This is a genomic window from uncultured Maricaulis sp., from assembly GCF_963975345.1.
Lineage (GTDB): Bacteria > Pseudomonadota > Alphaproteobacteria > Caulobacterales > Maricaulaceae > Maricaulis.
This window is the reverse complement of record NZ_CAXBGE010000004.1, coordinates 116,312-142,233: the sequence shown is the minus strand read 5'-3', so window position 1 is coordinate 142,233 and position 25,922 is coordinate 116,312. Positions and strand designations below refer to the sequence as shown.

Here is a 25,922-nt window from a genome sequence, read left to right as displayed (position 1 = left end):
ACCCGCTAGACAATCTATTCCCGTATGGCGAGAGTCAAACCCGCATCGGTTGCGTGTGAGGCCTCTCAAAGACGGGCGGTCACCGCTCTAGTTGAGTAGCAAGCACGAACAAAAAAACGGGCGGCTCCCATAAGGAACCGCCCGTAATTCTGTAGCCGATAATCGCAGGTGCGATTAGCGCTTCGAGAACTGGAAGCTACGGCGGGCTTTCGCGCGGCCGTATTTCTTGCGCTCGACGACGCGGCTATCGCGAGTCATGAAGCCACCGGCTTTCAGAACGCCGCGCAGCGTTGGCTCAAAATAGGTCAGAGCCTTGGAGATGCCGTGACGCACAGCACCAGCTTGGCCGGACAGACCGCCGCCCTTGACGGTGGCGATGACGTCAAACTCGTTGACGCGTTCGGCACATTCGAGCGGCTGCTGCAGCAACATGCGCAGAACCGGGCGGGCAAAATAGGTTTCCTGGTCGCGGCCATTGACCGTGATCTTGCCGGAACCGCGCTTGATCCACACACGGGCAATCGCATTCTTGCGCTTGCCAGTGGCGTAGGCACGGCCGAGGGCGTCGATCTGAGGTTCGACAGGAGCGGTTTCAGCTTCAACCTTTACGGCATCGGCTGCTTTCATCACGACCTTGAGGTCGTCGAGCGAGCGGGCTTCTTCAGACATATCAGCCTCTCGAATTCTTGGAGTTCATGGATTTGAAATCGATCAGCTCGGGCTGTTGGGCCTCGTGCTTGTGATCGGTTCCGGCATAGACGCGCAGCTTGGAATATTGCTGACGCGCGAGCGGGCTGTCCTTGGGAAGCATGCGCTTGATCGCATTTTCCAGAACGCGCTCGGGGAAACGGCCGTCGAGCAGCTTGGCCGGGCTCGTTTCCTTGATGCCGCCCGGGTGACCGGTGTGGCGATAGTAACGCTTGTCTTCGCGTTTCTTGCCGGTGAAGACGCACTTCTCGGCATTGACGATGATGACGTGGTCACCGGTATCGGTGTGGGGTGTGAAATCCGGGCGATGCTTGCCACGAAGACGGGTTGCGACGAAAGCGGCGAGACGGCCAACAACGACCCCCTCCGCATCAATCACGATCCACTTGTGGACCACATCCGCGGGCTTTGCGGAAAAGGTTTTCATATCAGTCCTGCCTCAAGCCAGTTGGCCATGGGTTTGGTTTCGAGCGCGCGGTGTAGGTGGTGTTTCACACCCGGTCAAGCGGGGAGCGAATTTCCATTGCGTTTTTATGCAGCTAGCGCTGTGGTTACATAATACCGCATCTAACTGTCATCGTCATCTTTCCGTCGCGATGCACTTGTATTAGCAGAATAATCCCGACCGCATTCGGAGCCACACCATGCCTCTCACGCGCCGTCTTTTCCTGCAAAATTCGATCGCCACCTCTGCTGCCTTCGCCGGGTTGGCTACGCTGGCGGGGTGTGAGTCGAACGAGATACCCGGTTATTTAAACCAGGTCTCCAGATTTGGCCCGCTCCAACCTGACCCGGCCCGCCTGTTCGATCTGCCGCGTGGCTTTTCCTACCAGCTGATCTCCACCGTCGGCGATGAAATGACGGACGGGCTGCTCGCACCAGGTGATTTTGACGGTATGGGCTGTTTTGCACGCGATGATGGCCGCCTCGTTCTGGTGCGCAATCACGAACTCAGCCCGGCTCAAACCGAAGTTTCCCCCTTCGGACCGGACAATGAGCGCATCGGCCTGATCGACCGCAGTCGGGTTCACGACTGGACTTCAGACGGCCTGCCCAATCTGGGGGGCACCAGTCATCTCGTGCTCGATGCGCAAACGCTTGAAGTCGAGGAAGAATATCTCTCCCTGATCGGGACATACAATAATTGCGCTGGCGGGATGACGCCTTGGGGCAGCTGGATCACCTGCGAGGAAACCACGGTCGGGCCCGGCGATGTCGCGCGCGTCGAGCATGGCTATTGTTTCGAAGTACCCGCCGCCGCCACAGGCTTGGTGGAACCCGTACCGCTCAAGGCGATGGGGCGGTTTCGCCACGAAGCCGTCGCCGTCGATCCGGACACCGGCATCGTCTACGAGACCGAAGACGAGTATGACGGCGCCTGCTTCTATCGCTTCCTGCCGGATGTCCCCGGTCAGCTTGCCCAAGGCGGGCGTCTGCAGGCACTGGCGATCAAGGGCCAGCCGGGCATGGACATCCGTAATTGGGCCGAGACCGGCCCGACGGTGACCGTCGGCGCCTGGCTGGAAGTTGAGTGGATCGATCTGGACGATGTCGAATCACCCAATGCCGATCTGTGGATCCGCGGCGTGGCAGCAGGTGCCGCCCATATCAGCCGCTGCGAGGGGCTCTACTGGGGCGATGGCGAGGCCTATCTCGCTTCAACCGATGGCGGCCCGGCCCACATCGGCCAGATCTGGCGCTACCAGCCCAGCCCGCTTGAAGGCCAACCCGGCGAATCCGGTCATCCGGGCCGGCTGCAGCTCTTCGTCGAGAGCGATGATCCGAAAATCATGGAGAAATGCGACAATATCTGCGTCGCACCCTGGGGCGATCTGATCGTGGTTGAAGATGGCGCTGATGACCAGTACATCCGCGGCGTGACGCCCGCCGGTCAGGTGTATACGATTGGCCGCAATGCCGCCTCCGGCCCGGATGGCGATAAAAGCGAGATTGCCGGTCCATGTTTCAGTCCCGATGGTTCAACCCTGTTCTTCAACATTCAACGCTGGCCCGGCCGCACCTTCGCAGTGCGCGGTCCCTGGGGCGACCGCTCCTTATAGCGGCAGCGCTCAGCATCCTGGCCTCCTGCGGGCCAACGCCGGAACAGGCGATCGAGGATGCAGCAGCGGCCGAAGCCGCCAATCGCGAAGTTCTGGTGACGGCGGCCTTCGTCAGCGTCCAGGGCGGTGCGGCGGCCCTCGCCTTCCTGCCCAATAACGATGCGGCCTCGCTCGGCCTGATCGTCTCGGCCTCTCGCGAGGGTGGGCTTGACCTGTTCGACGCCGACGGCGTGCTGCGGACCCGCCATGCCGGTGAGCGCCTGTCTGGTCTGGCCACGGCACCGGGCTTCCAATTGCGCGGCGAGAACCTGCCGCTCATCTTTGGCGCCGCGCCAGACAGCAATCGGGTGCTCGGCTACGCCGTTGTTACCGACGGCATTCGCGTGCTCGACCTGCCTTTGCCCGTCACCACGCCTGCCGACGGTGTCGCCGGTCTGTGTCTCTATCACGAGGGCGTCGGCTATGTTGACCTGGTCATCCTGGGCACCGGTGCCACAGCCGAGATCTGGCGCGTCCGCGATGCCGGTGGAGACGCCCTCGATGTCGAGCGGCGTCAAAATTTGACCCTGAACGCACCCGCACGCCAGTGCGCCACGCTCGACGGCGACATCTATCTTGCCAGCCCGGCTGGCGGCATCACCCGGATCGGGCCGGACGGCGTCATCCAGGCCGAAAACGACCAATCAGTGACGAGCTTGGCCGTTGGCGATTTCAATGGCTCGCGCCTCGTGCTCGCCACCGACGGCGCCAGCGCGCAGGTTCACACCTTCTATGCGCTCGACCTGACACCAGCCTCGGAACTGACCGTGGTCGATGGCCTGAGCACCCCCGGGATCACCCAACCGGCCGGGATTGCGATTACGCCGGTCACCTACGGCTTTACGGCCTATGCCTCGGGCATGATCGCTGTGTTCGACCAGGACGATCAGCGCATCAAGGTGATCTCCAACACGGCCGCAGCGCGGGCATTGGTCAGCGCCGGCTAGCAAGCCGCATGGCCAAGATGACACGCAATCAGGGCCTGTCCGACGGACAGGCCCTTTTTGAATCGCGCAACCAGTCTCGAATAAGTTACATCGCGCGGCGGGCTGTCCAGGTGGCGCTGAGCGTGGCGACAAACAGGATAATCGCTCCGGCCTGGTGGGCCAGTGACAGGCCCAGTGGTGCCACAGCGAGCAGGGTTGAAATGCCCAAGGCGATCTGGCCGACCACCAGGGCTGGCAGGATGATCATGAAGGGCTTGAGCGCCACCCGTGGCTCGCGCCAGATCGTGATCGAAAGAGCCAGCACCGCCAGCGCGACGAAATAGGCCATCCAGCGGTGATCCATCTGAACGGCGGCCCGGCTCTCGAAAATGGCCTGCATGAACGGTAGACCTCCGAGATAGTCCTCTGGCACCAACTGCCCGTGCATCAATGGCCAAGTATTATAGATGCGGCCAGCATCGAGCCCGGCCACGAAGGCACCAAGCAGGATTTGGATAAAGACCAGGGCCAGAACTGCAGCGGCCGCCCCCACGAGCCGTCCCTGGCGCACTGGTGGCGGGCCGAAACGGGCGGTCAGACCCAGCCAGACGCTGGTGCCCAGAATCAAAATTGCCATGCCGAGATGAACGGCCAACCGGTATTGGCTGACATCGAGCCGACCGGCCAAGCCGCTGGCGACCATCCACCAGCCGATCCCGCCCTGCAGCGCACCCAGGCCGAGCAAAGCCAGCAGGCGCGGCTTGAGGTGGGCGCTGATCGAGCCGCGCAGCCAGAACACCAGAAGCGGCAGGCCGTAGACCAGGCCGATCATGCGACCGAGCTGGCGATGTGCCCATTCCCACCAGAAGATCGACTCGTAATCAGCCAGCGTCATCGCGGAATTCTGGTCCTGGAATTCCGTTGTCTGTTGATAAAGGCGGAAGGAGGCCTCCCAGTCAGCGTGGCTTAGAGGGGGAATTGCGCCGGAGAGCGGCTTCCACTCGGTGATCGAGAGCCCGCTATCGGTGAGCCGGGTTGCACCGCCGACCAGGATCATGGCGCAAACCATCAGGGCGACAAAAAAGAGCCAGTTCGAAACGGCGTGGCTGGATTTGGAGCGATAGGACATGGTGCCTCCTGCGATGGGAGGCTTGGTAACGCATCGCACGCCGGGGACAAGCCAAAATGGCGGCGGTTTGATGTCGCAGGTCGAAAGTGCAAAATGCTGCTGACGGTTGCGTCAGGAAAATGGTCGGAACGGCGAGATTCGAACTCGCGACCCCTCGCCCCCCAGGCGAGTGCGCTACCGGACTGCGCTACGCTCCGACATTCTCAATCAGGCTGGCCGAAACCAGTCTCAACGGGGAAGGCGGTTATAGGCACAGGCCCCCAGCTCCGCAACTGCGCGTTCAGCACAAAGGCAGGCTGGTGCGCAAGCTCGAGCGGGCCAGCTCTCGCCCCCCGCCCGATCTCTCGCGCGCCTTGGCTATTTCGTGTCGCCCTCGCCCTTCATGCCGCTGTCGCGGTTGATTTCGAAACGCTGGCCATTAATAGCGCAGATATCGACCTGGTATTCCTCATAGACATCGCCATCGGCGAAATCATAGCGCAGGTCATAGAGGCATTCGCCGGTATCATTATTCATGGTGACGATCAGATCATCACCTGGCCACACCTGGGCGACATCGAGCGTGTTATAGCCCCATTCCGGCTGGCTGGACGGGCCGGCATAGACGGCCGTGATGGCCGCGCCGGAACCGTTATAGATGGTAACTTCACTGAAGACGGATTGTGCGCTTGCAGAAGCAGACAGGGCCGCAGCGGACAGCAGCGCGGCGGCGAACACACGGGTAATCATCGGAGTTTCCTCGAAAGGGGGCGGAGCAAGAGACGACCGCCAATCCCCCCGATCAGCGGCGCTCCACGCATCACTACTCTGGTCCTTGAGCGACGGATATCGAAATATTGTTCCAAGCCATGGCGTCGGCAGCGGGCCAAGGCAGACGCTTATTCCCGTCGCAGATCGAGTACGGATTTCAACTGGGCGCGGGCATCCTCAAGCTCGTGCAGCACATCAGCCAAGCCACGCTGTGGGCTGCCTGGCGATCGCGGCGTATGCGGCGGCGACGCTGGTGTTTCGCGATCAGCGGCATCCACCGCGACGGGTTCGCGTGCCATGCCGCCCTCAGCCGGGTCGAGCAGAGCGGCGACGCCCTGGTCGGCGATGAATTTGCGGGCGCCCTTGATGGTGAAGCCATCTTCATACAGCAGACGTTTGATCCCGCGCAGCAGCGCGAGATCTTCAGGCCGATAAAAGCGGCGGCCCCCGGCCCGCTTGAGCGGACTGATTTGCGGAAATTTGCTTTCCCAAAACCTCAGGACATGCGCCGGAACGTCAAGCGCGTCGGCAGCTTCGCTGATGGTCCGGAAGGCCCCGGGCGATTTCTCTGTGACCGACATGTTGTTCTCGCGTCGGCCTTCGGCTCAGACGGGGTCTAGTCTTTCGACAGAGCCGAGTCGACGCGCTCCTTGAGCACTTGGGACGGTTTGAAAACCAGCACCCGCCGCGCTTCGATCGGCACTTCAATCCCGGTCTTCGGATTGCGTCCGACCCGGCCGCGCTTGTCGCGCAGCAGGAAGGACCCGAAGGAGGAAAGTTTGACCGAGCGCCCCGACGCCAGGGTGTCTGACACCATGGCGAGCACGGATTGAACCAGATCAGCCGATTCCTGCCGGGACAAACCGACTTCCCGGTAGACAGCTTCGGCGAGGTCTGCACGCGTTAAAGTTTTATCTGACATAGTAGTCCCCAAATCAGAGTCCCTACGTTAAGCCCGCAATGGGTCGCTGGTCAACGCCAAGGTCTTGGATAAGCGCGTGAAACCTGAAATATCTGGTTTCAAACCCGCACCAGTACTGCTCCCCAAGTGAATCCGCCGCCCAACGCCTCCATCAAAACAAGGTCGCCGGGCTTGATCCGGCCATCCTGCATCGCGCGATCGAACGCCAAAGGTACTGAAGCCGCCGAAGTATTGCCATGGTCGGCGACCGTTGAGATCACCTTGTGAGTCGGAATGGACAGCCGGCGTGCCACGCCCTCCAGGATCCGTTGATTGGCCTGATGCGGCACGAACCAGTCGATATCGGCGATTGCGATGCCCGTCCGGCTGGCAAGCGTACTCATCGATTCTGCGATATTGGTCACCGCATGACGGAAAACCTGATTACCGAGCATGCGCAAATGCCCGACCGTCCCGGTGGATGACGGTCCGCCATCGACATGCAACAGATCCTTGAAGCGCCCGTCGGAGCGCAAATAGGTTGCGAGCACACCACGCTCAAGCGCCGGATCGGGACCGGGCTCATGCGCCTGCAAGACCATGGCGCCAGCCCCGTCGCCGAACAGGACGCAGGTCGAACGGTCGGTCCAGTCGAGAATGCGCGACATCGTTTCGGCGCCGACTACGAGCACGGTTTTCGCCTGGCCACGGGCGATGAAATTATCAGCGATCGACAGGCCGTAAATGAAGCCAGAGCAGACCGCCTGCACGTCAAAGGAAGCGCCACCGGACACACCGAGCCGGGCCTGGAGCAGCGTTGCAGTCGAAGGAAAGGTGAAGTCTGGGGTGGTGGTGCCGACAATGATCAGATCGATATCGTCCGGTGTCAGCCCGGCCTGTTCGATCGCGCGTCGCGAGGCCTTTTCCGCGAGATCGCAGGTGGTCTCGCCCTCGGCGGCGATATGGCGTTGGCGAATCCCGGTGCGCTCCCGAATCCAGCTATCGCTGGTGTCGACCATGCGCGAGATCTCGTCATTGGACAGAATGCGGTCCGGTAGATAGGAGCCCACCCCGGCAATGCGCGCTTTGAATTCGATCATGACGCCGCAGCGATATCCTGTTCTTCGAAACTGGCGAACTGGTCCAGATTCTTTCGAATCTGACTCATGAAATCGCTCCGCGCCATCACTTGGGCCAGGCCAAGCGCCGAGGCGAAACCCTCGCCATCAGCGCCACCATGGCTTTTGACCACGATCCCTTTGAGACCGAGCAAAACGCCGCCATTGATATAGCGCGGATCCATCCGCCGTTTCAGACGGTCGAGAGCTCCCAAGGAGAGCAGACCAGCAGCCATCTTCGCGAAGAAGGAGCTGGTGAGCGCTTCACGCACCCAGCCGGCCACCAGGCGGGCGGTGCCCTCGGCGGTCTTCAGCGCAATATTGCCGGTAAAGCCGTCGGTGACGACGACATCGATAATGCCGGCGCTGATATCATTGCCCTCGATAAAGCCCTGATAGGCCATGTCGAGGCCGGAATTGCGGATCAGCCCGTCGGCTTCACGCACGGTATCATTGCCCTTGAGTTCTTCCTGGCCGACATTCAATAGTCCGACCGTTGGATGCTCGCCGCCGAAAACGGCGCGGTGATAGGCCTCGCCCATAATCGCGAATTCGACCAGCTGGGTCGCGCCGCACTGCACATTGGCACCCACGTCAAGGACGACGGTGTGCCCTTTTGGCGTCGGCCAATTGGCGGAGATTGCCGGACGGTGAATGCCCTTTTTCATCCGCAAGATAACTTTGGAAATCGCCATCAGCGCGCCGGTATTGCCCGATGAGACAACAGCGTCAGCCTCACCGGTTTTGACGCTCTGGATCGCATTCCACATCGATGAACCGCGGGCCCGGCGCACCGCTTCCGACGGTTTGTCGGACATCTGGACCATGGTGTCTGTATGGCGCAGCTCACACACTGCAGCGACTTTGGGATGTTGTGCCAGCAAGGGCGTTAACGCCACTTCGTCGCCGTGGAGCAGGTAACGGGTCTGGCGTTCGGGCCAGCGCTTGATGGCAAATCCGATCCCCTCGACCACAGCCTTGGGACCGAGATCGCCACCCATGGCGTCTACGGAAATGGTTATTTCAGCATTCATAGACAAAACATATCTGTCCCAAACGACGGGGTCAGCCGCCGGACGATGGCGGAACTTAGCCGATGACCGATGAGATGCAAGACGCGAACTCGGTTGTCAGGAAGACGGGAAAACAGGCCGTTCACCAAGCGACAGCGCAGCGCCGCCTGTCGCATCGAGTGCGGCCACTACAGCCTGGACATGGCTGGCGAGTGCTGCTGCGCGCGGGTCTGGGCGTTCGCTGGCAAGAAGATTGCGCGCCAACACGGCCTCAAGCGCAGCCGGATCGGCATCGTCGAGCGCGGTGGCATAGCCCTGGGCCCGACCGTAAAACCCCTCTGCCATAAAGCGGATTTTCTTGCCAACGCCGGAATCGCCCAAGCCCAATTCGCGCATCGCGATGTCAAAATCCTCGAACATCGTGTCGAATACGACCTGGCTTACAAGCCGGCCTGGCTCGCCGCCATCCCGACGCAGGACGCGGATCGTCAGGGCTGCATGCAGCAGGATCAACTCCAGCCGGCCCTCCAGGGTGTCCGGCACGCCGTCCTCACCATACAGTGACGCTTGCCGCGCCGCCTGCACAATGGCGGCGTAGAGGGCCTTGCCGATCGCTTTTTCGGGCCGGGGTTTGAACCAGTTCCGCCACATGTGATCGGGGCTCCCTTAACTTCGCGCTTGAAGCTAAGCTGCAGCTTGTTTAGGTCAAGGTTGGCATACAGACCGCCGGTGCGGTCTCGAGGAGTGTTACATGAGCCGTCGCGTTCGCCTGTCTCTTATCATTGCCGCATGCGCCATTGGGGCATCGGCCTGCAACCCCGTCCTGCGTACGCACGGCTACCGCTACACACTCGGCGAAGAGCCGTCGATCATGCCCGACGAGGACACGCGCGACACCGTGATGCAGCGCCTCGGCAACCCTTCGACGCGCGGGACTTTTGACGAAAATACCTGGTTCTACATTTCCGCGACGCGCGAATCCCTCGCCTATCTACGGCCGGTGACGCGCGATCGCCGCATCGTCGCCATCCGTTTCAATGACGAAACCGGTGTCGTCAGCGATGTCGTCGAGTACACCCTGGCTGATGGCCGCATGGTGGATTATGTCAGTCGCGAAACGCCGACCCGCGGCCGCGAGCTGAGCCTGCTTGAACAATTGCTCGGCAATATCGGTCGCCTGCCGGCCAGCCAGTTCGGTGGCGAAGAGAACCTGCCCGGCGGCGCCGGCGGCCCTCGCCGCAACCAGTAACCCGTTGTAAAGACCAGAAACAAAGAAAGCCCCGGTCCAACGACCGGGGCTTTCTTGTATGCGTGAATCGCCGGGACGGACGCCAAGCGCCCGCCCCGAGACAATCAGCCCCTGGCCAGGAAGGCCAGCAGCAACAGAGCCACGATATTCGTGATCTTGATCATCGGATTGACCGCAGGACCGGCTGTATCCTTGTAGGGATCGCCGACTGTGTCACCGGTGATGGCAGCTTTATGGGCTTCGGAGCCCTTGCCGCCATGATTGCCGTCTTCGATATACTTCTTGGCATTATCCCAAGCACCGCCGCCCACGGTCATTGAGACCGCGACGAACAGACCATTGACAATCACACCCATCAGCATGGCACCAACGGCTGCGAGCGCCTGTTCCTGGCCAGCCAGCGCATGGATCGCAAAGTAGAGCACGATCGGCGACAGCACCGGCAGGAGGGATGGCACGATCATTTCTCGGATCGCGGCCTTGGTCAGGATATCCACGGCGCGGCCATAATCGGGCTTTGCCTTGTATTCCATGATCCCCGGGATTTCCTTGAACTGGCGGCGCACTTCAGCCACCACGGCGCCAGCCGCACGGCCAACCGCCATCATCGACATGCCGCCGAACAGGTAAGGCAGAAGCCCACCGAACAGGAGGCCGACGATCACGTAAGGGTTTTTCAGGGAGAAGTCGGGGTCGAGGTGGAGCAAGTGTTCCACATCGGTCGTGTAGGCCGCAAACAGCACCAGAGCGCCAAGACCGGCGGAACCGATCGCATAGCCCTTGGTGACGGCCTTGGTAGTGTTACCCACCGCGTCGAGCGTGTCTGTCGTTTGACGGACACTCTCGTCGAGCCCCGCCATTTCCGCGATACCGCCAGCATTGTCAGTGACAGGGCCGAAGGCGTCGAGGGCCACGATCACACCGGCCAGGGCCAGCATGGTGGTGACGGAAATCGCGATGCCGAACAGTCCGGCGAGCGAATAGGTGGCAATGATACCGCCAATGATGATCAGCGCCGGGATCGCCGTCGCTTCAAGCGAAACCGCCAGACCCTGGATGACATTGGTACCGTGGCCGGAAACCGAAGCTTCCGCCACCGAACGCACCGGACGGTATTCCGTGCCGGTATAGTATTCGGTGATCCAGATAATCGCGCCAGTAACCGCCAGGCCAACCAGGCCCGAGAAGAACAGGTTCTGCCCGGTAATCATCAGCCCAGAGACTTCGGCGATATCGCCCATGCCATTTGGCAGGAAATAGGACGTCACGAGCCACAGGCCACCGACCGACAAAACGCCCGCAGCAATGAGACCCTTATAGAGGGCGCCCATCACATTGGAGCCCTTGCCGAGGCGCACGAAGAACGTACCGATAATCGAGGTCACGATACAGATCGCCGCAATCGCGAGTGGGTACAACATCATGGTCGCGCCAAGCTCGCCGGTGAAGAAGATCGAGGCCAAAACCATCGTGGCAACAATGGTCACCGCATAGGTTTCGAACAGATCCGCAGCCATGCCAGCGCAGTCACCAACATTGTCGCCGACATTGTCGGCAATGGTGGCCGGATTGCGTGGATCGTCTTCGGGAATTCCTGCTTCAATCTTGCCAACCATATCGCCACCAACATCAGCACCCTTGGTGAAAATGCCGCCGCCGAGACGGGCGAAAATCGAGATCAGCGAAGCGCCGAAGCCCAAGGCGACGAGCGAATCAACCACCATGCGGTCGGCAGGCACGAAGCCCATCGTATTGGTCAGGACCCAGTAATAGCCAGCAACACCCAACAGGGCGAGACCTGCCACCAACATGCCGGTGATCGCACCGGAGCGGAAAGCGATATCGAGACCGGCTGCGAGGCTTTTGCTCGCCGCCTGGGTCGTGCGCACATTGGCGCGGACCGAGACCAGCATGCCGATGAAGCCAGCAGCGCCGGACAGGATCGCCCCAACAAAGAAGCCGACAGCAACCTGCCAGCCAAGGAAGAAACCAATCAGGATGCCGACGACGACGCCGACCATGGCGATCGTGGTGTATTGGCGTTTGAGATACGCGTTCGCGCCTTCCTGGATGGCAGATGCAATTTCCTGCATCTTCTCTGATCCGGCACTCTCTTTCATCAAACGTTGCGTCTGCACGACGCCGTAGATGAGTGCGAGAATGGCCGCTGCAATTGCTAGTAAAAGCATGTTCATGGCAGGTAGCCCCGTTTTTATCTTCGGATTGGTCGAGGAAGGAAGCGGGGAAAGTACAAACGTGAGAATCACGTCGACCGATTCATACCCCCCCGATAAGCCGGACTATGCCCAAAGCCTTCGAGCGGCGCAACACGCCTTGTGGAGAGAATGAATTGAAGGCGTTGGACCGCCGATTGCGAGGCCGAATTCGGTCGCCGTTCAGCGCCTGATCATGCGGGTATCATTGCCCCGCACCTGGATATCTGCAATCGCCGCCTGCCCGTAATACTCGCGCAACACCGCACCCCAAACCCGGGTCGCCAGGTCGCGGTCAAGGCCGGAACCATCGGCATTGGAGAGCGAGATGCGCGCGGCCGCCCGTACCATGGCATCAAGAGCGAAATGGGTATGCTCCTGCATCGTCCAGACATTCTGGCCATCGGCGGCACGGACATGCACGCGCACATAGGCATAACCGGTCAACCGCCCATCAACGGAAAGCGGTGCGACAACGGCGGGCATGGTGAAAACGCGTGGATCGTCGATCATCGCGTCTTCGGCATCAGCCTGCTCGTCGGCTGCTGTGCTGGAGAGGTTAAACAGGGTCAAAAAACGGTTCACGGCACCGGAGCCGGACGAGCTTCCGCCGCCCCCGCCACTATTGGCCAATGCCGCCGAAGCGAAGCAGGCCGACAGGAATATTGCCAAGACTATGCGCATGATCACCTCACCCTTGAGCGGAGATCATGGCAGAGGGGCGTCAAAAATGCGTGAATCCGCCTGCACCCGTCTCAAGCACAACGCCATTGGGTCCGATCAGCGCGCCCCCCTGCCCCTCGGTGACGGTACCGATCCGGGTCAGTGTCAGGTCGAAATGTTCGCCCAATCCGGAAATCAGCGCGCGCCGTGCGGACGGCGCACAAAACAGCAATTCATAATCATCACCGCCTGTCACCAGCCGAACCAGACCATCGCTCGGAGCACTGGCCAGCCAGATGCGAGCCGGGGGAGAGAACGGGATCTGGTCGGCTTGAAGCTCCAGACGCACGCCGCTGACCTCGGCGATATGGCCGGCATCGGCGACTAACCCGTCGGAGATGTCGAGGCAGGCTGAAGCCAGGCCGCGCAGGCTGATTCCCAGCTCCAACCTCGGTATTGGTCGCCGATAGCGTTCCAGCAAAACGGAATTGTGTGCCACATCGCCGCGCGCAATCGCCAGGCCAAGCCAGGCATCGCCAATCGTGCCGGACACCCAGACATCATCGTCAGGGCGCGCGCCGCGACGCAGCAGCGCCGTCCCCGCCGGCACTTGACCCAACATCGTCAGACTGATCGTCAACGGGCTGGGCCCCGATGTGGTGTCTCCGCCCAGCAGGCTGAGGCCGAACGTGTCCTGCGCTGCGGCGAGACCGGCAATGAAGCCGTCGCGCCAGCTGGCCTCGATGCCAGTGGGCCAGGCTATAGAGCTGAGATAGCCGAGCGGCTGGGCACCCATCGCGGCGAGGTCGGACAGATTGCTGCGCACCGCGCGTTCAGCCGCGATCTCCGGCGGGTCGGTCTCGAGAAAATGCACACCCGCAACCAGCATGTCGCTCGCCACGACAATCTGACAGCCGGGCGCCGGATCAAGCAGCGCCGCATCATCACTCAGATCAAGTGCAGCCCGATGCCCACGGGTCAGCGGCAGCAGACGCGTTCGAATGAAACCGAACTCGCCGCCGCCTGTCATCGCTCAAAGCTCGCCGGGACGAGCCTGGCGCGCGCATTTGTCGAGCGCCGCATTGACGAATTTTGGCTCGGAGCCTTCGAAAAAAGCGTGCGCGACATCAACATATTCGTCAATCACCACGCGGGCCGGCACGTCGCTCTTCTCGAACAATTCATAACCGCCAGAACGCAGGATGGCGCGCACGGTCGCGTCCAGCCGCTCGAGGCGCCAACCATCGGCCAGCAGAGCATTGATGGCCAAATCGACCGTCGCCTGTTTCGTCACCACACCGGCCACGAGCGCGGCGAAGAATTCCTCGTCGGCTTCAACAAAATCGGGATTCTCGCCCTCATGTCCGAAACGGTGTTCGCGAAACTCGGCGATCACATCGGCGGCGCCGCGTCCGGAGATTTCCATTTGGTACAGCGCCTGGACGGCAGCGAGCCGCGCGGCCCGGCGCAGACGTGCGCGACTGTCCGAGGGGGTTTCTTTGCTCTGCGCGCTCATGGAGCTCTCCTGAACCGGTCTCTCAGCGCGATCAGTGCGAGGCAGGCCCCGGCCACATCTGCGCCCTTATTCTTGTCGATCGCCCGTTTGAGCGCCTGGTCACGGTTCTCCACCGTCAAAATGCCATTACCCAGCGGTATGCCCCGCAAGGACAGATCCATCAGACCGCGCGCCGATTCACTACAAACATAATCGTAGTGCGTGGTCTCACCCCGAATAACACAACCCAGAGCGACATATCCGTCATAGCTTGCCTCGCCAAGCACCGCTTGCGTGATGGCACCGGGAATTTCCAACGCCCCGGGCACTTCGACAATCTCAAAACTTGCACCTGCGGCGGTTAGAGCTTCGCTGGCACCGGTAATCAGGGCGTCGGCGATCTCACGATAGAAGGTCGCGACAATCATCAGGATGCGACGCTGGCTCATGAAAGGGCCTCCGGAAAATGGCGTTCTTCGGCCACGCTCAGGCCATAACCGTCAAGCCCGACAATGGTCTGAGGCTTGGTCATCAAAAGGATCATCTTACGCACGCCGAGATCGAGCAGGATTTGCGCACCGACGCCGTATTCGCGCAAGCGGCGGGCGTGGCGCTCGTCCTCGGGCAGGACCGGGTGCGCACCGAGCCGTTCGACAATCGCCGTATGGCTGGTTTCACGGATAAACACCATCACGCCGGGCCCGTCATGGCGCGCCAGCGAGCGGATGCCCGCCTCGACCAAGCCACCGCGACCGCCATCATCATTGAGGACGTCATCGACGAAGGACACCTTGTGCATGCGCACCATGGTGGGCGCTTCGCCGGAAGGCTGTCCCTTGACGAGCGCGACGTGCTCAGACCCGTCGAGCGTATTGCGGAACACGACCAGCTTGAATGGGCCGCCCCATTCGCTGTTGAATTCAGTCTCTTCCAGGCGCCGTTCGATGAAGCGGTCATGCTTGCGGCGATAGGCGATCAGATCGGCGATCGTGCCAATCCTCAGCCCGTGCAATTGCGCGAAGGCGACCAGGTCGGGCAGGCGTGCCATGGTGCCATCTTCATTCATGATCTCGCAGATCACCCCGGCCGAGCCGGCACCCGCCAGTCGCGCGACATCGAGCGAGGCTTCTGTATGCCCGGCGCGCACCAGCACGCCGCCATCGCGCGCGACGAGCGGGAACACATGTCCCGGCGTGGCGATGTCATCGGCGCCCAGTGCCGGATCGGTCGCGACCTGGATGGTGCGCGCGCGATCATGCGCAGATATGCCCGTGGTGACACCTTCGCGTGCCTCTATTGATACCGTGAAGGCCGTCTGGTGACGCGAGCGGTTATCCGAGGCCATCAGCGTCAAGCCGAGCGTGTCGCAACGCTCCTGGCTCATCGCGAGGCAGATCAAGCCGCGGCCATGCTTGGCCATGAAGTTGATCGCGTCAGGGGTGGCGAATTTAGCCGGGATGACCAGATCGCCCTCATTCTCGCGGTCTTCAGCATCGACCAGGATGAACATGCGCCCATTTCGCGCATCCTCGATCACGTCCTCGATCGGAGACAGGGGGATATCACTCACGCGGAAGCCTCCGGAAACTCACTCAGACGGGCGGCGTAGCGCGCCATGAGGTCAACCTCAAGGTTGACGCGCGCCCCCGCGCGCAGCTGACCCAGTGTGGTCGCAGCTGCCGTATGGGGGATAATCATCACTTCAAAGCTGTTCGGCGTCACCGCATTGACCGTCAGCGACACGCCATCAATCGTGATCGAGCCCTTGCGGGCAATAAAACGGTTGAGTGCTGGGGGTGGCGTCACGGTAAAGGCTGTCCACACCCCCTCCTCGCGCTGCGCCTGGATTTCTCCAACCCCGTCGACATGACCCGTTACGAGATGGCCGCCCAGCTCGTCACCGATTTTCAGGGCCCGCTCTAGATTGACAGCACTTCCAACGGACCAGTCACCGAGAGTCGTCAGACGCAAGGTTTCCGGCGAAACCTCAACGGCATACCAGCCACCGCCTGCAGTCGGGCCTTTCTCGACGATTGTGAGACAGGCACCGGCATGGGCAATCGAGGCGCCCAGCTCCAAGTCGGCAGGTAGGTAGGGACTGTCGATCTCGTAGCGCTTGACGCCCTCACCGCTGACTGCGCGGATATGCCCGAGGGCCGTGACAATTCCGGTAAACATCTAAAGAACCCGCTCATAGCTTTCATGCAGATCACGCCCGCGCTCGACCAGGCCCACACGTTGGAATGTGGGGGCCAGCTGCAACCGCTCAAGGCCCAGCGCTGCAATCGCCGCCAATCCGTCACCGCCAAGTACGACCGGGGCGCGAAACCACTCGATTCTGTCCACCAGATCGGCCGCAAGAGCCGCCGACGCGATCGCGCTGCCCGCCTCGATCATGACGTGAGCATAGCCCGCCATCGCGGCCTTGAGGTCCCGGTCGGCAAAAATCCGCACGCGGCGCAAGGGCTCGGCATAAACCGCCGCGCCAGAAGGCGTGCGCCCGGCGCTGTCCATGATCAAAACATCAGGTTGGCGCGGAGCGGCAACCCCATCCGGCCGCGCCGTCATACACGGATCATCGGCGAGAATGGTGCCGATCCCGGTCAGGATCGCGTTATGAGCCGCCCGCATGCGGTGAACCTCGGCGCGGCTTTCCAACCCGGTAATCCATTGTGATACGCCGTTGGCGAGGGCGATGCGGCCATCGAGGGAGGTGGCGAGTTTGAGGGTGACACGTGCTCGGCCGCCCGCGCTCATTCGTCTTCGGCGCCCTGGGCGTCGCCGTCATCCGGCTCTGGATGGCCCGGGGCGAGATCTTCATCGGTGATGAATTCGCGAAAATCTTGGACCTTGTGGAAATCCTTGTAGACCGAGGCGTAGCGAACATAGGCAACGGCATCGAGGTTTTTGAGCGCTTCCATCACCATCTCGCCGACCCGGCCCGAGGTGACATCGCTTTCACCGGTCGATTCGAGACGGCGCACGATGCCGGAGATCATCTGCTCGATCCGCTCCGGTTCAATATTGCGTTTCTGCATCGCGAGATGGATCGAGCGATTGAGCTTCTCACGGTCGAACTGAACCCGCCGTCCTGATTTCTTCAACACCGTCAGCTCGCGCAATTGCACGCGTTCAAACGTGGTGAAACGGGCCGAGCATGCCGGGCATTGCCGGCGGCGCCTGATGGCATTCCCGTCCTCAGCCGGACGGGAATCCTTCACTTGGGTGTCGAGGTGACCGCAAAAAGGACAACGCATTCGGGTATCTTAGGCCAATTCGGGATAGATGGGGAAGTGCGCAGTGAGCGCTTTCACTTCTTCGCGAACCTGGCCCTCTACCTCGGCATCGCCCTCAGGGCTGGCCACCAAGGCGTCGAGCACGCGAACGATCATCTCGCCGACCTGACGGAATTCGGCTTCACCGAAGCCGCGCGTCGTCGCCGCTGGCGAGCCGACCCGTAAGCCGGATGTCACGGTTGGCTTCTCCGGATCGAACGGCACACCATTCTTGTTACAGGTCATGTAGGCGCGCTCAAGCGCCTGTTCGGCCAGATTACCCTTGAGCCCCTTGGGCCGCAGATCGATCAGAGCGAGATGGCTGTCGGTGCCACCAGACACGATGGCATAGCCCCCCTCGGTGACAGCTTTGGCCATTACCTGGCAATTGGTGATCACGTTGCGGGCGTAGGTTTTGAATTCCGGCCGCAGGGCCTCGCCGAAGGCAACGGCCTTGCCGGCGATGACGTGCATCAGGGGACCTCCCTGCATGCCGGGGAAGATCGCCGAATTGAATTTCTTGCCGAGCTCGAGATCATTGGAGACGATCATGCCACCGCGCGGGCCGCGCAATGTCTTGTGGGTCGTCGTCGTGCAGACATGCGCGTGCGGCGTTGGGCTTGGAATCACACCACCAGCGACCAGGCCGGCAATGTGCGCCATATCGACCATCAGATAGGCCCCGACTTCATCGGCAATCTTGCGGAATTGCGCGAAATCGATCTCGCGCGGATAGGCGGAACCGCCCGCGATGATCATTTGCGGGCGCAGCGCATTGGCCTGGATGCGCAGCTCATCGTAATCGATCAATGCATCACTCTCGCGGACACCATAGCTGTGTGCCTCGAACCATTTGCCGGACACGTTCGGTTTGGCACCATGGGTTAGATGCCCGCCAGCACTGAGCGACAGGCCCAAAATTTTGTCACCCGGCCGGAGCAGCGCCAGAAAAACGCCCTGATTCGCCTGGCTGCCAGAGTTCGGCTGAACGTTGGCGTATTCGACGTTGAACAACTCCTTGGCGCGGTCGATTGCCAGCGTCTCGACCACATCGACATGTTCGCAGCCGCCATAATAGCGTTTGCCCGGGTATCCTTCGGCGTATTTGTTGGTCAGCGGCGAACCCTGCGCCTCCAGCACGGCGCGCGAAACAATGTTTTCCGAAGCGATCAACTCGATCTGGCTTTGCTGACGCAAAATCTCCGCATGAATCGCCTGGGCGACCTCGCGGTCGGAATCAACCACCGACTGGGTAAAAAAGCGGCTCTCTGGCACTGCTGTCGCAACATTATCCGGCATAACCTGTCCTCTTTGACGCGCACACGAACGTATCTACGGGCGCCGATTTGATAAGGCCGGTTCCCGCGACAAACAAGCACCGAGTTGCGCATCAGGCAGGACGAAATTCAGAACGCGCAACTGGATTGCGCCATATTTCGAACCACGCTCCATACGATATGTGATTACCGCTATTCATGCTTTAGTGCTTGAACTGGAGAGCAACTCACAATATACATTAAGAAATAAGTATTGAACTGGCACGCCCTCCCCCGAACACGCCAAGCGAATTTGAAAGGCCTGAACTATGTCAGAAGAAAATATTATGGCAGTTGATCAAGAAGAACTATTGCGGATGACGACGGATGTGGTTGCATCCTACCTGTCTCACAACTCGATGCCCGCGGAAAATGTGCCCGAGTTGATTCGCTCGGTCCACACCGCAATGAAAGAAGTTTCGGGCGTTGAACTGAAGCAGGAAACGAAATCGAAACCTGCCGTGTCCGTCGCAAAGTCCATTAGCGATGATTACATCGTCTGCCTGGAAGATGGCAAAAAGCTCAAAATGCTGAAGCGCTATTTGCGCTCGCAATACAACATGTCGCCAGACGACTACCGCCGGAAATGGAATTTGCCTTCGGATTACCCAATGGTGGCACCGGCCTATTCACGCAAGCGCTCGCAGTTTGCCAAGGATATCGGCCTGGGTCGGGGCAAGAAAGAAGCCTGACGCGTCCTGCAGTCAGATTTCAAACCGAAATACCGCGGCCGGGCCTTGTGCCCGGCCGTTTTTCGTCCGGGCTTTCCGGATCGATCCGACCCATTTTCCAAGCCAGTTTGGCGAGCGCCAGTTGATTGATTTCGTTCTTGGTCGTGCGCGGCGGTACTTGGAACACAACTTCCTCGCCGGTCGCTGCATCGACGACGGCAACGCGAACACTACCCCCGACCTGTTGGGTCTCGATATAGATCTCGCGATCACTCATCGAGACACCAACCTCATCCGCTGACCGCCACGTCCTGTTTGGAGGCGCTCTGCCACACCTGGTGCAGCGCTTCGATCAGCGCGTCAATCATCGCATCGGTATGCAGCGGCGTCGGCGTCAAGCGCAGACGCTCAGTGCCCTTGGGCACGGTGGGATAGTTGATCGGCTGGACATAGATGCCGTGCTCGTCGAGCAGCATGTCGGTCATGCGCTTGCACAACACCGGATCGCCAACATGGATCGGGACGATGTGGGTCTGCGATGGCATCACCGGGAAACCAGCCTCAGCCAGACGCGCCTTCACGGTCGCCGCCCGCTCCTGATGCTTCTCGCGCAATTCATGCGCTGACTTCAGGTATTCAACGCTGGCGCGGGCACCCGCCACCAGAGCCGGCGGTAGCGCGGTTGTGAATATGAAGCCGGAGGCCATCGAACGGATCGCATCGACAATAGCCCCGTCGGCGGCGATATACCCCCCCATGACGCCATAGGCCTTGCCCAGCGTGCCTTCGATAATGTCGATCCGGTTCATCAACCCTTCGCGTTCGGCGATACCACCGCCGCGCAGGCCGTACAGGCCGACGGCGTGGACTTCGTCGAGATAGGTCAGGGCATTGTATTTATCGGCCAGATCGCAGACGGCCTTGATCGGACCGATATCGCCATCCATCGAATAGACGGATTCGAACGCAATCAGTTTTGGCGCGCCCTTGGGGGCAGCGGCCAGCAATTCTTCCAAATGCGCGACGTCATTATGGCGCCAGACATGCTTTTCGCAGCCCGCACCGCGCACGCCGGCAATCATCGAGGCGTGATTGAGTTCGTCGGAGAAAATAATCAGGCCGGGCAGAATTTTGCCCAGTGTCGATATCGTCGCCTCATTGGAGATATAGCCCGAGGTGAAGAGCAGTGCCGAATCCTTGTCATGAAGATCAGCGAGCGAACGCTCCAGTTCGACATGATAGTGAGTGGTGCCCGAAATATTGCGGGTGCCACCGGCGCCGGAGCCAACATCATCAATGGCTTTCTTCATCGACTCCACGACGCAGGGCAATTGACCCATGCCGAGATAATCATTGGAACACCAGACCGTGACGTCCTTCACTTGGCCCTCGGGAGAGCGCCAGCGGGCAACGGGGAACTCGCCCTTGCGTCGCAGAAGATTGGCGAAGACGCGGTAGCGACCTTCAGCTTTCACGCGGCGCACGGCCGTTTCAAACGCGTTCTGGTAATCCATGCCGGCCTCGTTAGCGGTCTGCGACGATCAATCAAGCTTGAATCGACATATAGACCGTTAACGCGCGCGCCGCGAATGGACGAAGCGCCGCACCCTCAAAAAATCGCAGTCAGGGAAATCCGCCTACATCCGGAAACGGATGTGATCGGCCCAAAAACGCTCGATACGGGTCAGCGCAGTGTTGACGGCCGGTAGACTGTCGGCATCGACACCGCCAACCGGGCTCAGCGAGGTGCCCTGACGTTCGAACAGGGCTGAAAGCTTGGCACACACGGCCGTGCCGCGTTCGGTCAGCGAAACCCGCACGGCGCGGCGGTCGACCGCCGAACGCTCATGGCGGATATAGCCGGCATCAACCAGCTTTTTCAGATTATAGGAGACATTGGAGCCGAGGTAATGGCCGCGTGTGCGAAGCTCGCCGGCCGTCAATTCCTGGTCACCGATATTGAACAGCAACAGCGCCTGAACGCTGTTGAGATCATCGAGATTGTCGCGATCAAGCTCGTCCTTGACCACATCGAGCAATTGCCGATGCAGGCGTTCGACCAGCTGCAGCAGTTCAAGATATTGCGTGTCGGGATTCGCATCCGGAACCAGTTTCTCTGCCAATGCCATGTTACCCACTCCACCTGATCGTTCTGATCCTTGGGTGGGACGCTAGCAGCAACAGGCTAAAAAGCGCTTAATCGGCCTTCCAGCTCCCGTTAAGCATTTTGTAGATGGCCGAAAAGTCGAGCTCCTGTCCGCCAAGATTGCCGAACATGGCGTAGAGTGCTTCGGCTTGGGCACCGAGCGGGGTCGAGGCGCCGGAGGCCTGGGCCGCGTCCTGGGCCAGTTTGAGATCCTTCAACATCATCGCGGTCGCAAAGCCGGGCTTGTAGCCGTTATTGGCCGGCGTCGTCGGGATTGGACCGGCGACCGGGCAATAGCTCGTCATCGACCAGGACTGGCCGGAAGCTTTCGACGAAATGTCGAAGAATTTTTGTTGATCGAGCCCCAGCTTCTCGGCCAGCGCGAAAGCCTCACACGTGCCGATCATGGTGATACCCAGGAGCATGTTATTGCAGATCTTCGCCGCCTGGCCTGAGCCGGTATCGCCGGCATGCAGGATCGCCTTGCCCATCGCTTTGAGGATCGGCTCGGCGACCGCGAAATCAGCCTCGGCACCGCCAACCATGAAGGTCAGTGTCCCAGCCGCTGCCGCAGCGACGCCGCCGGAGACCGGCGCATCGACAAAACGGAAACCTTTTTCGGTCGCGGCCTTGCCGACGAAGCGGGCGCTATCGACATCAATGGTCGAACAATCGAGGAAGAGTGTGCCCGGCGCGGCAGCGGGAAAGACGTCATTGGCGTAGACGGCGCGCACATGCTTGCCCGCTGGCAACATGGTGACGACGGCAGCCGCGCCGGCAACGGCGTCGGCGGTCGACTTGGCAGCTTTCGCGCCACTTTCGACCGCATGCGCCAGGGCGGCCGCGCTGAGGTCGAACGCCTGAACCTGATGGCCGGCCTTGACGAGATTAGCCGCCATGCCTGAGCCCATATTGCCCAGGCCGATGAATGCGATGATCGCCATGTGAAATCTCCCGTATTGCGTTGTTGAACCCGCTCGGCCTTGGCCTCAGTCGAGGAAAGTCATTTCATGTTGCTCGTCAAGCGGCGCAAATGCCGCAGCGATCGCCAGATCATCAACTTCGGCCAAGCTGGCTGGCGCCCAGACTGGCGTATTGTCCTTGTCGATAATGACAGCGCGCACGCCCTCATAGAAATCCGTCCCGGTCAGGCACCAAGCGCTGAGCCGCAAATCTTGCCGCATCACGCCCTCAAAGCTCAAATCGGCACCGGCACGCAAGGCGGCCAGGGTCAGCTTCAACGCAGTCGGCGACTTACTCGCCAAAATCTTGACCTGTTTCAACGACCAAGCATCGCCAGCCTCAACCATCCGCGTCACCATCGGCTCGACGCTATCGCCGGCGAAGGCGGCGTCGATCAGGGTGCGGGTCAGGGCCAGATCGCTCGTCCCGGGATCACCGGAGAATTCCTCCAACAACACTTCCAGCGCATCTTCGCCGGCCAGATCCGCACTCTCCAGCGCCGCAATCAAGGCCTCGTTTTGGCCAGACGGACAATAATGCGTGGCCAAGCCAGCCGCGATGCAATCGGGCGCCTTCAGGCGCGCACCAGTCAGGCCCATCCAGGTCCCGATCTCGCCGCCCAGCCTCGGCAGGAACCAGGCGCCGCCGACATCGGGGTGAAAGCCGATCCCGGTTTCCGGCATGGCAAACATCGTCCGATCACCGGCAACACGGTGCGAGCCATGCACCGACACGCCGACCCCGCCACCCATGACGATACCGTCGATCAGCGCGACATAGGGTTTGGGATAGTGATGGATCAGCGTGTTGAGCCGGTACTCATCCCGCCAGAACAGCCAGGCATTATCATCGCCGGCCTTGCCGCTATCGTGAAGCTTGAGGATATCGCCGCCGGCACAAAACCCCTTCTCCCCGGCCCCGTCGACGACGACAGCCTGCACGGCATCGTCCTCGCGCCAGGCCTGCAGCGCCTCGATCATCGCCAGGCACATGCCATGGGTCAGCGCATTGAGCGCCTTGGGGCGATTGAGGGTGATGCGGCCGATATGGCCGGTCTTGCGGGCGATGATTTCGGGTTCTTCGGTCACTCAGCTAATCCTCGTCCTCGATACAAAAAATTCCAACCAGGTCGCCGTCAGTCAATCCGAACGCCATGTCAAATGTCGACTCTGAAATCGGTTCCCAACTGGAAAGCCCACCACCGAGAGCCAGACTCAAACCAGAACCCCAATTCGAAAAAACTCGCGCCTGTCCCGTGAAACGCTCGAAAAACATCCGAACCCTTGGTTCCTCAAGACCAGGCCGCAGCCGGTCTCTGAGCGCATAGGCAATACCGGTCTTGGCAAAATTGTGAGCCCGCAGCTCGGCGTCCTCACGGGAAATCTCCAGCCAGCTCTTCCCTATAGGACGCCCCACTGTTCCATTTCCAACCAGCACCATGCGCTGAGCCAATGAATCCAGACGGTGTCGCGCGGACCGGGCAGAGAGATCGCGCGCCACGATCCAGGAGAGCCAGCCCTTTTGGCCCTCGTCCAGCACCTCAAGCTCCTGCGTCATGACAATTCCGGTTCGCTTATATCATGACAAGGGATGGCGTTTGCCCGCGCCACCGTCAACAGCGGCTGTCTCTGGACACCAGTTCAGCGCCGCGCCGTCATTCGAAAAACTCGCGCACCACCCATTCATCCTCGATCCATTCCGGCTCGAATGTGGCGAAGGCCAGACCGACCCAGCCGAAGCGCGAATCCTGGGCGCGTGCGGCGAGTTCGGCGTCCTGTTGCAAGGGCACCCAGCAGACAAGATCTCCTGGATTCAGCCTTTGTTTCGGCGGGAAGGTTGTGCGGGAAATGACGACGAAACCGTCATCTTCGGATGCGACTTTCAAAGTCAGAACGGCACAGCCATCACCTTCGGCGCGTTCACCCGCATCGGTAACCGATTCAAGCACCATGGCCAGCATGGGCTGTTCCGCCACAATCTCGGTGTCATGCTCAGCGCAGGCATGCTCGAAGGCCTCCATGGTGGAGGCGAATTTTCGGTGGGGTGCGTCTTCGGCCATGCCCGCTCCTGCTCTTCGCCTTGTCGTATTTTCGAACCGCAAAACCGGTTCCCACTCTTGCTGAAAATGCTCCTAGCGCATCAAATCCTTGGCGATGATGACGCGCATGATCTCATTGGTGCCTTCCAGGATCTGGTGCACCCGCAAATCGCGAACGATGCGCTCGAGTGGGTAATCCTTGAGATAGCCATAGCCGCCATGCAGCTGCAGCGCCTGGTTGGCGATGTCAAAACAGGCATCGGTCGCGAAACGCTTGGCCATGGCGCAATATTTCGCCGCTGACGGGTCGTCGGCATCGACCGAGGCGGCAGCGCGGTAGAGCATCAGGCGTGAGGCTTCGAGCTCAGTTGCCATGTCGGCGAGTTTGAATTGCGAGACTTGGAACTGGCCGATCGGGCGACCGAATTGCTGCCGTGTCGAGACATAATCGAGCGCCTGGTCCAGCGCTTCGCTGGCACCGCCGAGCGAACAGGCCCCGATATTGATGCGGCCGCCATTGAGCCCCTTCATCGCCAGGGTGAAGCCCATGCCCTCATCGGCGAGACGGTTGGCGACAGGAACACGGCAATCGGCGAAGCTGACCACACGGGTCGGCTGAGCATTCCAACCCATTTTCTTTTCATTGGCACCGAAGGTGAGGCCCGGCGTGTCCTTCTCGACCACCAGGGTGGAGATGCCCTTGGGGCCCTCGCCGCCGGTGCGGCACATGACGATGTAATAATCCGAGGTCCCAGCGCCGGAGATGAAGGCCTTGGCACCGTTGAGCACATAGTGGTCGCCATCGCGCACGGCTTTTGTGCGCAGGCTGGCCGCATCGGAACCGGCACCCGGCTCAGTCAGGCAGTAGGAGGCAATCTTGTCCATCGACATCATGTCGGGCAGGAAGCGCTGGCGCTGCTCCTCGGTGCCCCAGGTGTCGATCATCCAGGAACACATATTGTGGATCGACAGGAAGGCAGCCGTTGCGACACATCCGCGCGATAATTGTTCGAAGATCAGACAGGCATCGAGCCGCGACAGCCCGGAGCCGCCGACATCCTCGCGGGTATAAATCCCGGCAAAGCCCATCGCAGCAGCATCGCGCAGCGCGTCGACCGGGAAATGCTTCTCCTCATCCCAACGCGCCGCATTAGGCTTGAGGCGGTCGTTTGAGAATTTGCGGGCGGCGTCCTGAATCAGTATCTGATCTTCAGTGAGAGCGAAGTGCACAGCGGGCTTCCTGTCAGCT

The 25,922-nt window shown here is 60.8% G+C and carries 31 protein-coding genes and 1 tRNA gene; 4 read left to right on the top strand and 28 right to left on the bottom strand.

The genetic code is table 11. The annotated features are described in order from the left end of the window. Positions 1 to 174: 174 nt before the first annotated feature. Complete coding sequence (gene rpsI, locus AAC029_RS05670) at positions 175 to 570, bottom strand: 30S ribosomal protein S9 (RefSeq protein WP_339745255.1); 396 nt, start codon at positions 568 to 570, stop codon at positions 175 to 177. Positions 571 to 670: 100 nt separating this feature from the next. Then, positions 671 to 1,135 carry a 50S ribosomal protein L13 gene (gene rplM, locus AAC029_RS05665; protein WP_339744962.1) on the bottom strand — a complete coding sequence of 155 codons (465 nt, stop codon included), beginning with the start codon at positions 1,133 to 1,135 and terminating at the stop codon, positions 671 to 673. A gap of 217 nt (positions 1,136 to 1,352) precedes the next feature. Here rplM and AAC029_RS05660 point away from each other — a divergent pair, with 217 nt between their 5' ends. Together AAC029_RS05660 and AAC029_RS05655 are read left to right on the top strand one after the other, a co-directional pair. Further along, positions 1,353 to 2,768 carry an alkaline phosphatase PhoX gene (locus AAC029_RS05660; protein ID WP_339744960.1) on the top strand — a complete coding sequence of 472 codons (1,416 nt, stop codon included), beginning with the start codon at positions 1,353 to 1,355 and terminating at the stop codon, positions 2,766 to 2,768. Further along, positions 2,669 to 3,754 carry a hypothetical protein gene (locus AAC029_RS05655; RefSeq protein ID WP_339744958.1) on the top strand — a complete coding sequence of 362 codons (1,086 nt, stop codon included), beginning with the start codon at positions 2,669 to 2,671 and terminating at the stop codon, positions 3,752 to 3,754. Before AAC029_RS05660 ends, AAC029_RS05655 begins: the two co-directional genes overlap by 100 nt. A gap of 85 nt (positions 3,755 to 3,839) precedes the next feature. Here the strand turns inward: AAC029_RS05655 and AAC029_RS05650 are convergent, their stop codons facing one another. The 8 genes from AAC029_RS05650 to AAC029_RS05615 form a co-directional block, all read right to left on the bottom strand. Continuing rightward, on the bottom strand, positions 3,840 to 4,862 hold the full coding sequence (locus AAC029_RS05650; RefSeq protein WP_339744956.1) for a COX15/CtaA family protein: 1,023 nt from the start codon (positions 4,860 to 4,862) through the stop codon (positions 3,840 to 3,842). Between the two features lie 120 nt (positions 4,863 to 4,982). Beyond that, a tRNA-Pro gene (locus AAC029_RS05645) sits at positions 4,983 to 5,059 on the bottom strand. A 160-nt stretch (positions 5,060 to 5,219) separates the two neighbouring features. Continuing rightward, positions 5,220 to 5,591 carry a hypothetical protein gene (locus AAC029_RS05640; RefSeq protein WP_339744953.1) on the bottom strand — a complete coding sequence of 124 codons (372 nt, stop codon included), beginning with the start codon at positions 5,589 to 5,591 and terminating at the stop codon, positions 5,220 to 5,222. Between the two features lie 149 nt (positions 5,592 to 5,740). Beyond that, positions 5,741 to 6,193 (bottom strand): MerR family transcriptional regulator, encoded by a 453-nt coding sequence (locus AAC029_RS05635; protein ID WP_339744949.1) that lies wholly within the window; start codon positions 6,191 to 6,193, stop codon positions 5,741 to 5,743. A gap of 35 nt (positions 6,194 to 6,228) precedes the next feature. Beyond that, complete coding sequence (locus tag AAC029_RS05630) at positions 6,229 to 6,534, bottom strand: integration host factor subunit alpha (RefSeq protein WP_339744946.1); 306 nt, start codon at positions 6,532 to 6,534, stop codon at positions 6,229 to 6,231. A 98-nt stretch (positions 6,535 to 6,632) separates the two neighbouring features. Beyond that, positions 6,633 to 7,613 carry a beta-ketoacyl-ACP synthase III gene (locus tag AAC029_RS05625; protein WP_339744943.1) on the bottom strand — a complete coding sequence of 327 codons (981 nt, stop codon included), beginning with the start codon at positions 7,611 to 7,613 and terminating at the stop codon, positions 6,633 to 6,635. Beyond that, a complete protein-coding gene (gene plsX, locus AAC029_RS05620; protein ID WP_339744940.1) occupies positions 7,610 to 8,665 on the bottom strand; it encodes a phosphate acyltransferase PlsX in 1,056 nt (351 codons plus the stop codon). The genes AAC029_RS05625 and plsX overlap by 4 nt, the downstream gene beginning before the upstream one ends. A gap of 96 nt (positions 8,666 to 8,761) precedes the next feature. Then, positions 8,762 to 9,295, bottom strand: a complete 534-nt coding sequence (locus tag AAC029_RS05615; protein WP_339744937.1) for a ubiquinol-cytochrome C chaperone family protein — start codon at positions 9,293 to 9,295, stop codon at positions 8,762 to 8,764. 100 nt (positions 9,296 to 9,395) lie between these two features. On the opposite strand from AAC029_RS05615, the gene bamE reads away from it, so the two are divergent. Then, positions 9,396 to 9,893 carry an outer membrane protein assembly factor BamE gene (gene bamE / locus AAC029_RS05610; protein ID WP_339744934.1) on the top strand — a complete coding sequence of 166 codons (498 nt, stop codon included), beginning with the start codon at positions 9,396 to 9,398 and terminating at the stop codon, positions 9,891 to 9,893. A 104-nt stretch (positions 9,894 to 9,997) separates the two neighbouring features. On the opposite strand, the gene AAC029_RS05605 is transcribed toward bamE, so the two are convergent. The 10 genes from AAC029_RS05605 to glyA form a co-directional block, all read right to left on the bottom strand. Next, positions 9,998 to 12,088, bottom strand: a complete 2,091-nt coding sequence (locus tag AAC029_RS05605; protein WP_339744931.1) for a sodium-translocating pyrophosphatase — start codon at positions 12,086 to 12,088, stop codon at positions 9,998 to 10,000. A gap of 201 nt (positions 12,089 to 12,289) precedes the next feature. After that, complete coding sequence (locus AAC029_RS05600) at positions 12,290 to 12,790, bottom strand: hypothetical protein (protein ID WP_339744928.1); 501 nt, start codon at positions 12,788 to 12,790, stop codon at positions 12,290 to 12,292. A 40-nt stretch (positions 12,791 to 12,830) separates the two neighbouring features. Further along, positions 12,831 to 13,799: a thiamine-phosphate kinase gene (gene thiL / locus AAC029_RS05595; protein WP_339744925.1), complete on the bottom strand. Its 969-nt coding sequence runs from the start codon at positions 13,797 to 13,799 to the stop codon at positions 12,831 to 12,833. Positions 13,800 to 13,802: 3 nt separating this feature from the next. After that, positions 13,803 to 14,285, bottom strand: a complete 483-nt coding sequence (gene nusB / locus AAC029_RS05590; RefSeq protein WP_339744922.1) for a transcription antitermination factor NusB — start codon at positions 14,283 to 14,285, stop codon at positions 13,803 to 13,805. Continuing rightward, complete coding sequence (gene ribH / locus AAC029_RS05585; protein WP_339744919.1) at positions 14,282 to 14,713, bottom strand: 6,7-dimethyl-8-ribityllumazine synthase; 432 nt, start codon at positions 14,711 to 14,713, stop codon at positions 14,282 to 14,284. Before ribH ends, nusB begins: the two co-directional genes overlap by 4 nt. Next, the gene (ribB, locus tag AAC029_RS05580; RefSeq protein WP_339744916.1) at positions 14,710 to 15,834 is read right to left on the bottom strand and encodes a 3,4-dihydroxy-2-butanone-4-phosphate synthase; all 1,125 of its coding nucleotides are present in this window, start codon (positions 15,832 to 15,834) and stop codon (positions 14,710 to 14,712) included. Before ribB ends, ribH begins: the two co-directional genes overlap by 4 nt. After that, complete coding sequence (locus tag AAC029_RS05575) at positions 15,831 to 16,442, bottom strand: riboflavin synthase (RefSeq protein WP_339744914.1); 612 nt, start codon at positions 16,440 to 16,442, stop codon at positions 15,831 to 15,833. Before AAC029_RS05575 ends, ribB begins: the two co-directional genes overlap by 4 nt. After that, a complete protein-coding gene (locus AAC029_RS05570; RefSeq protein ID WP_339744911.1) occupies positions 16,443 to 17,021 on the bottom strand; it encodes a RibD family protein in 579 nt (192 codons plus the stop codon). Then, positions 17,018 to 17,521 (bottom strand): transcriptional regulator NrdR, encoded by a 504-nt coding sequence (gene nrdR / locus AAC029_RS05565; RefSeq protein WP_339744908.1) that lies wholly within the window; start codon positions 17,519 to 17,521, stop codon positions 17,018 to 17,020. The genes AAC029_RS05570 and nrdR overlap by 4 nt, the downstream gene beginning before the upstream one ends. A 9-nt stretch (positions 17,522 to 17,530) precedes the next feature. Continuing rightward, positions 17,531 to 18,838 carry a serine hydroxymethyltransferase gene (glyA, locus tag AAC029_RS05560; protein WP_339744905.1) on the bottom strand — a complete coding sequence of 436 codons (1,308 nt, stop codon included), beginning with the start codon at positions 18,836 to 18,838 and terminating at the stop codon, positions 17,531 to 17,533. 286 nt (positions 18,839 to 19,124) lie between these two features. Here glyA and AAC029_RS05555 point away from each other — a divergent pair, with 286 nt between their 5' ends. Next, positions 19,125 to 19,547: a MucR family transcriptional regulator gene (locus tag AAC029_RS05555; protein WP_339744902.1), complete on the top strand. Its 423-nt coding sequence runs from the start codon at positions 19,125 to 19,127 to the stop codon at positions 19,545 to 19,547. A 19-nt stretch (positions 19,548 to 19,566) separates the two neighbouring features. On the opposite strand, the gene AAC029_RS05550 is transcribed toward AAC029_RS05555, so the two are convergent. The 8 genes from AAC029_RS05550 to AAC029_RS05515 all read right to left on the bottom strand — a co-directional run bounded on the left by AAC029_RS05550 (position 19,567) and on the right by AAC029_RS05515 (position 25,903). Continuing rightward, complete coding sequence (locus AAC029_RS05550) at positions 19,567 to 19,803, bottom strand: hypothetical protein (RefSeq protein WP_339744900.1); 237 nt, start codon at positions 19,801 to 19,803, stop codon at positions 19,567 to 19,569. Between the two features lie 13 nt (positions 19,804 to 19,816). Further along, positions 19,817 to 21,040: a 5-aminolevulinate synthase gene (gene hemA / locus AAC029_RS05545; protein WP_339744897.1), complete on the bottom strand. Its 1,224-nt coding sequence runs from the start codon at positions 21,038 to 21,040 to the stop codon at positions 19,817 to 19,819. Positions 21,041 to 21,163: 123 nt separating this feature from the next. Further along, on the bottom strand, positions 21,164 to 21,655 hold the full coding sequence (locus AAC029_RS05540; protein WP_339744894.1) for a MarR family transcriptional regulator: 492 nt from the start codon (positions 21,653 to 21,655) through the stop codon (positions 21,164 to 21,166). Positions 21,656 to 21,722: 67 nt separating this feature from the next. Next, positions 21,723 to 22,616, bottom strand: a complete 894-nt coding sequence (gene mmsB, locus AAC029_RS05535) for a 3-hydroxyisobutyrate dehydrogenase (RefSeq protein ID WP_339744891.1) — start codon at positions 22,614 to 22,616, stop codon at positions 21,723 to 21,725. Between the two features lie 45 nt (positions 22,617 to 22,661). Then, on the bottom strand, positions 22,662 to 23,723 hold the full coding sequence (locus AAC029_RS05530) for an enoyl-CoA hydratase/isomerase family protein (protein ID WP_339744888.1): 1,062 nt from the start codon (positions 23,721 to 23,723) through the stop codon (positions 22,662 to 22,664). 4 nt (positions 23,724 to 23,727) lie between these two features. Then, complete coding sequence (locus AAC029_RS05525) at positions 23,728 to 24,192, bottom strand: hypothetical protein (protein WP_339744885.1); 465 nt, start codon at positions 24,190 to 24,192, stop codon at positions 23,728 to 23,730. A gap of 97 nt (positions 24,193 to 24,289) precedes the next feature. Next, on the bottom strand, positions 24,290 to 24,694 hold the full coding sequence (locus tag AAC029_RS05520) for a hypothetical protein (protein WP_339744882.1): 405 nt from the start codon (positions 24,692 to 24,694) through the stop codon (positions 24,290 to 24,292). A gap of 72 nt (positions 24,695 to 24,766) precedes the next feature. Then, entirely contained in the window at positions 24,767 to 25,903 is a 1,137-nt protein-coding gene (locus AAC029_RS05515) for an isobutyryl-CoA dehydrogenase (RefSeq protein WP_339744879.1), read from the bottom strand. Positions 25,904 to 25,922 lie beyond the last annotated feature (19 nt).

Excerpts from the sequence above, each read along its gene's own strand:
- AAC029_RS05570 (WP_339744911.1), bottom strand. The coding sequence starts at position 17,021 with ATGAGCGCGGGCGGCCGAGCACGTGTCACCCTCAAACTCGCCACCTCC.
- AAC029_RS05555 (WP_339744902.1), top strand. The coding sequence starts at position 19,125 with ATGTCAGAAGAAAATATTATGGCAGTTGATCAAGAAGAACTATTGCGG.
- ribH (WP_339744919.1), bottom strand. The coding sequence starts at position 14,713 with ATGAGCCAGCGTCGCATCCTGATGATTGTCGCGACCTTCTATCGTGAG.
- hemA (WP_339744897.1), bottom strand. The coding sequence starts at position 21,040 with ATGGATTACCAGAACGCGTTTGAAACGGCCGTGCGCCGCGTGAAAGCT.
- nrdR (WP_339744908.1), bottom strand. The coding sequence starts at position 17,521 with ATGCGTTGTCCTTTTTGCGGTCACCTCGACACCCAAGTGAAGGATTCC.
- AAC029_RS05525 (WP_339744885.1), bottom strand. The coding sequence starts at position 24,192 with ATGACGCAGGAGCTTGAGGTGCTGGACGAGGGCCAAAAGGGCTGGCTC.
- AAC029_RS05630 (WP_339744946.1), bottom strand. The coding sequence starts at position 6,534 with ATGTCAGATAAAACTTTAACGCGTGCAGACCTCGCCGAAGCTGTCTAC.
- AAC029_RS05660 (WP_339744960.1), top strand. The coding sequence starts at position 1,353 with ATGCCTCTCACGCGCCGTCTTTTCCTGCAAAATTCGATCGCCACCTCT.
- rplM (WP_339744962.1), bottom strand. The coding sequence starts at position 1,135 with ATGAAAACCTTTTCCGCAAAGCCCGCGGATGTGGTCCACAAGTGGATC.
- thiL (WP_339744925.1), bottom strand. The coding sequence starts at position 13,799 with ATGACAGGCGGCGGCGAGTTCGGTTTCATTCGAACGCGTCTGCTGCCG.
- AAC029_RS05615 (WP_339744937.1), bottom strand. The coding sequence starts at position 9,295 with ATGTGGCGGAACTGGTTCAAACCCCGGCCCGAAAAAGCGATCGGCAAG.
- AAC029_RS05550 (WP_339744900.1), bottom strand. The coding sequence starts at position 19,803 with ATGAGTGATCGCGAGATCTATATCGAGACCCAACAGGTCGGGGGTAGT.
- AAC029_RS05650 (WP_339744956.1), bottom strand. The coding sequence starts at position 4,862 with ATGTCCTATCGCTCCAAATCCAGCCACGCCGTTTCGAACTGGCTCTTT.
- AAC029_RS05600 (WP_339744928.1), bottom strand. The coding sequence starts at position 12,790 with ATGCGCATAGTCTTGGCAATATTCCTGTCGGCCTGCTTCGCTTCGGCG.
- AAC029_RS05640 (WP_339744953.1), bottom strand. The coding sequence starts at position 5,591 with ATGATTACCCGTGTGTTCGCCGCCGCGCTGCTGTCCGCTGCGGCCCTG.
- plsX (WP_339744940.1), bottom strand. The coding sequence starts at position 8,665 with ATGAATGCTGAAATAACCATTTCCGTAGACGCCATGGGTGGCGATCTC.
- AAC029_RS05655 (WP_339744958.1), top strand. The coding sequence starts at position 2,669 with ATGTTTCAGTCCCGATGGTTCAACCCTGTTCTTCAACATTCAACGCTG.
- glyA (WP_339744905.1), bottom strand. The coding sequence starts at position 18,838 with ATGCCGGATAATGTTGCGACAGCAGTGCCAGAGAGCCGCTTTTTTACC.
- AAC029_RS05605 (WP_339744931.1), bottom strand. The coding sequence starts at position 12,088 with ATGAACATGCTTTTACTAGCAATTGCAGCGGCCATTCTCGCACTCATC.
- mmsB (WP_339744891.1), bottom strand. The coding sequence starts at position 22,616 with ATGGCGATCATCGCATTCATCGGCCTGGGCAATATGGGCTCAGGCATG.
- AAC029_RS05625 (WP_339744943.1), bottom strand. The coding sequence starts at position 7,613 with ATGATCGAATTCAAAGCGCGCATTGCCGGGGTGGGCTCCTATCTACCG.
- AAC029_RS05635 (WP_339744949.1), bottom strand. The coding sequence starts at position 6,193 with ATGTCGGTCACAGAGAAATCGCCCGGGGCCTTCCGGACCATCAGCGAA.
- bamE (WP_339744934.1), top strand. The coding sequence starts at position 9,396 with ATGAGCCGTCGCGTTCGCCTGTCTCTTATCATTGCCGCATGCGCCATT.
- AAC029_RS05520 (WP_339744882.1), bottom strand. The coding sequence starts at position 24,694 with ATGGCCGAAGACGCACCCCACCGAAAATTCGCCTCCACCATGGAGGCC.
- AAC029_RS05575 (WP_339744914.1), bottom strand. The coding sequence starts at position 16,442 with ATGTTTACCGGAATTGTCACGGCCCTCGGGCATATCCGCGCAGTCAGC.
- nusB (WP_339744922.1), bottom strand. The coding sequence starts at position 14,285 with ATGAGCGCGCAGAGCAAAGAAACCCCCTCGGACAGTCGCGCACGTCTG.
- AAC029_RS05540 (WP_339744894.1), bottom strand. The coding sequence starts at position 21,655 with ATGGCATTGGCAGAGAAACTGGTTCCGGATGCGAATCCCGACACGCAA.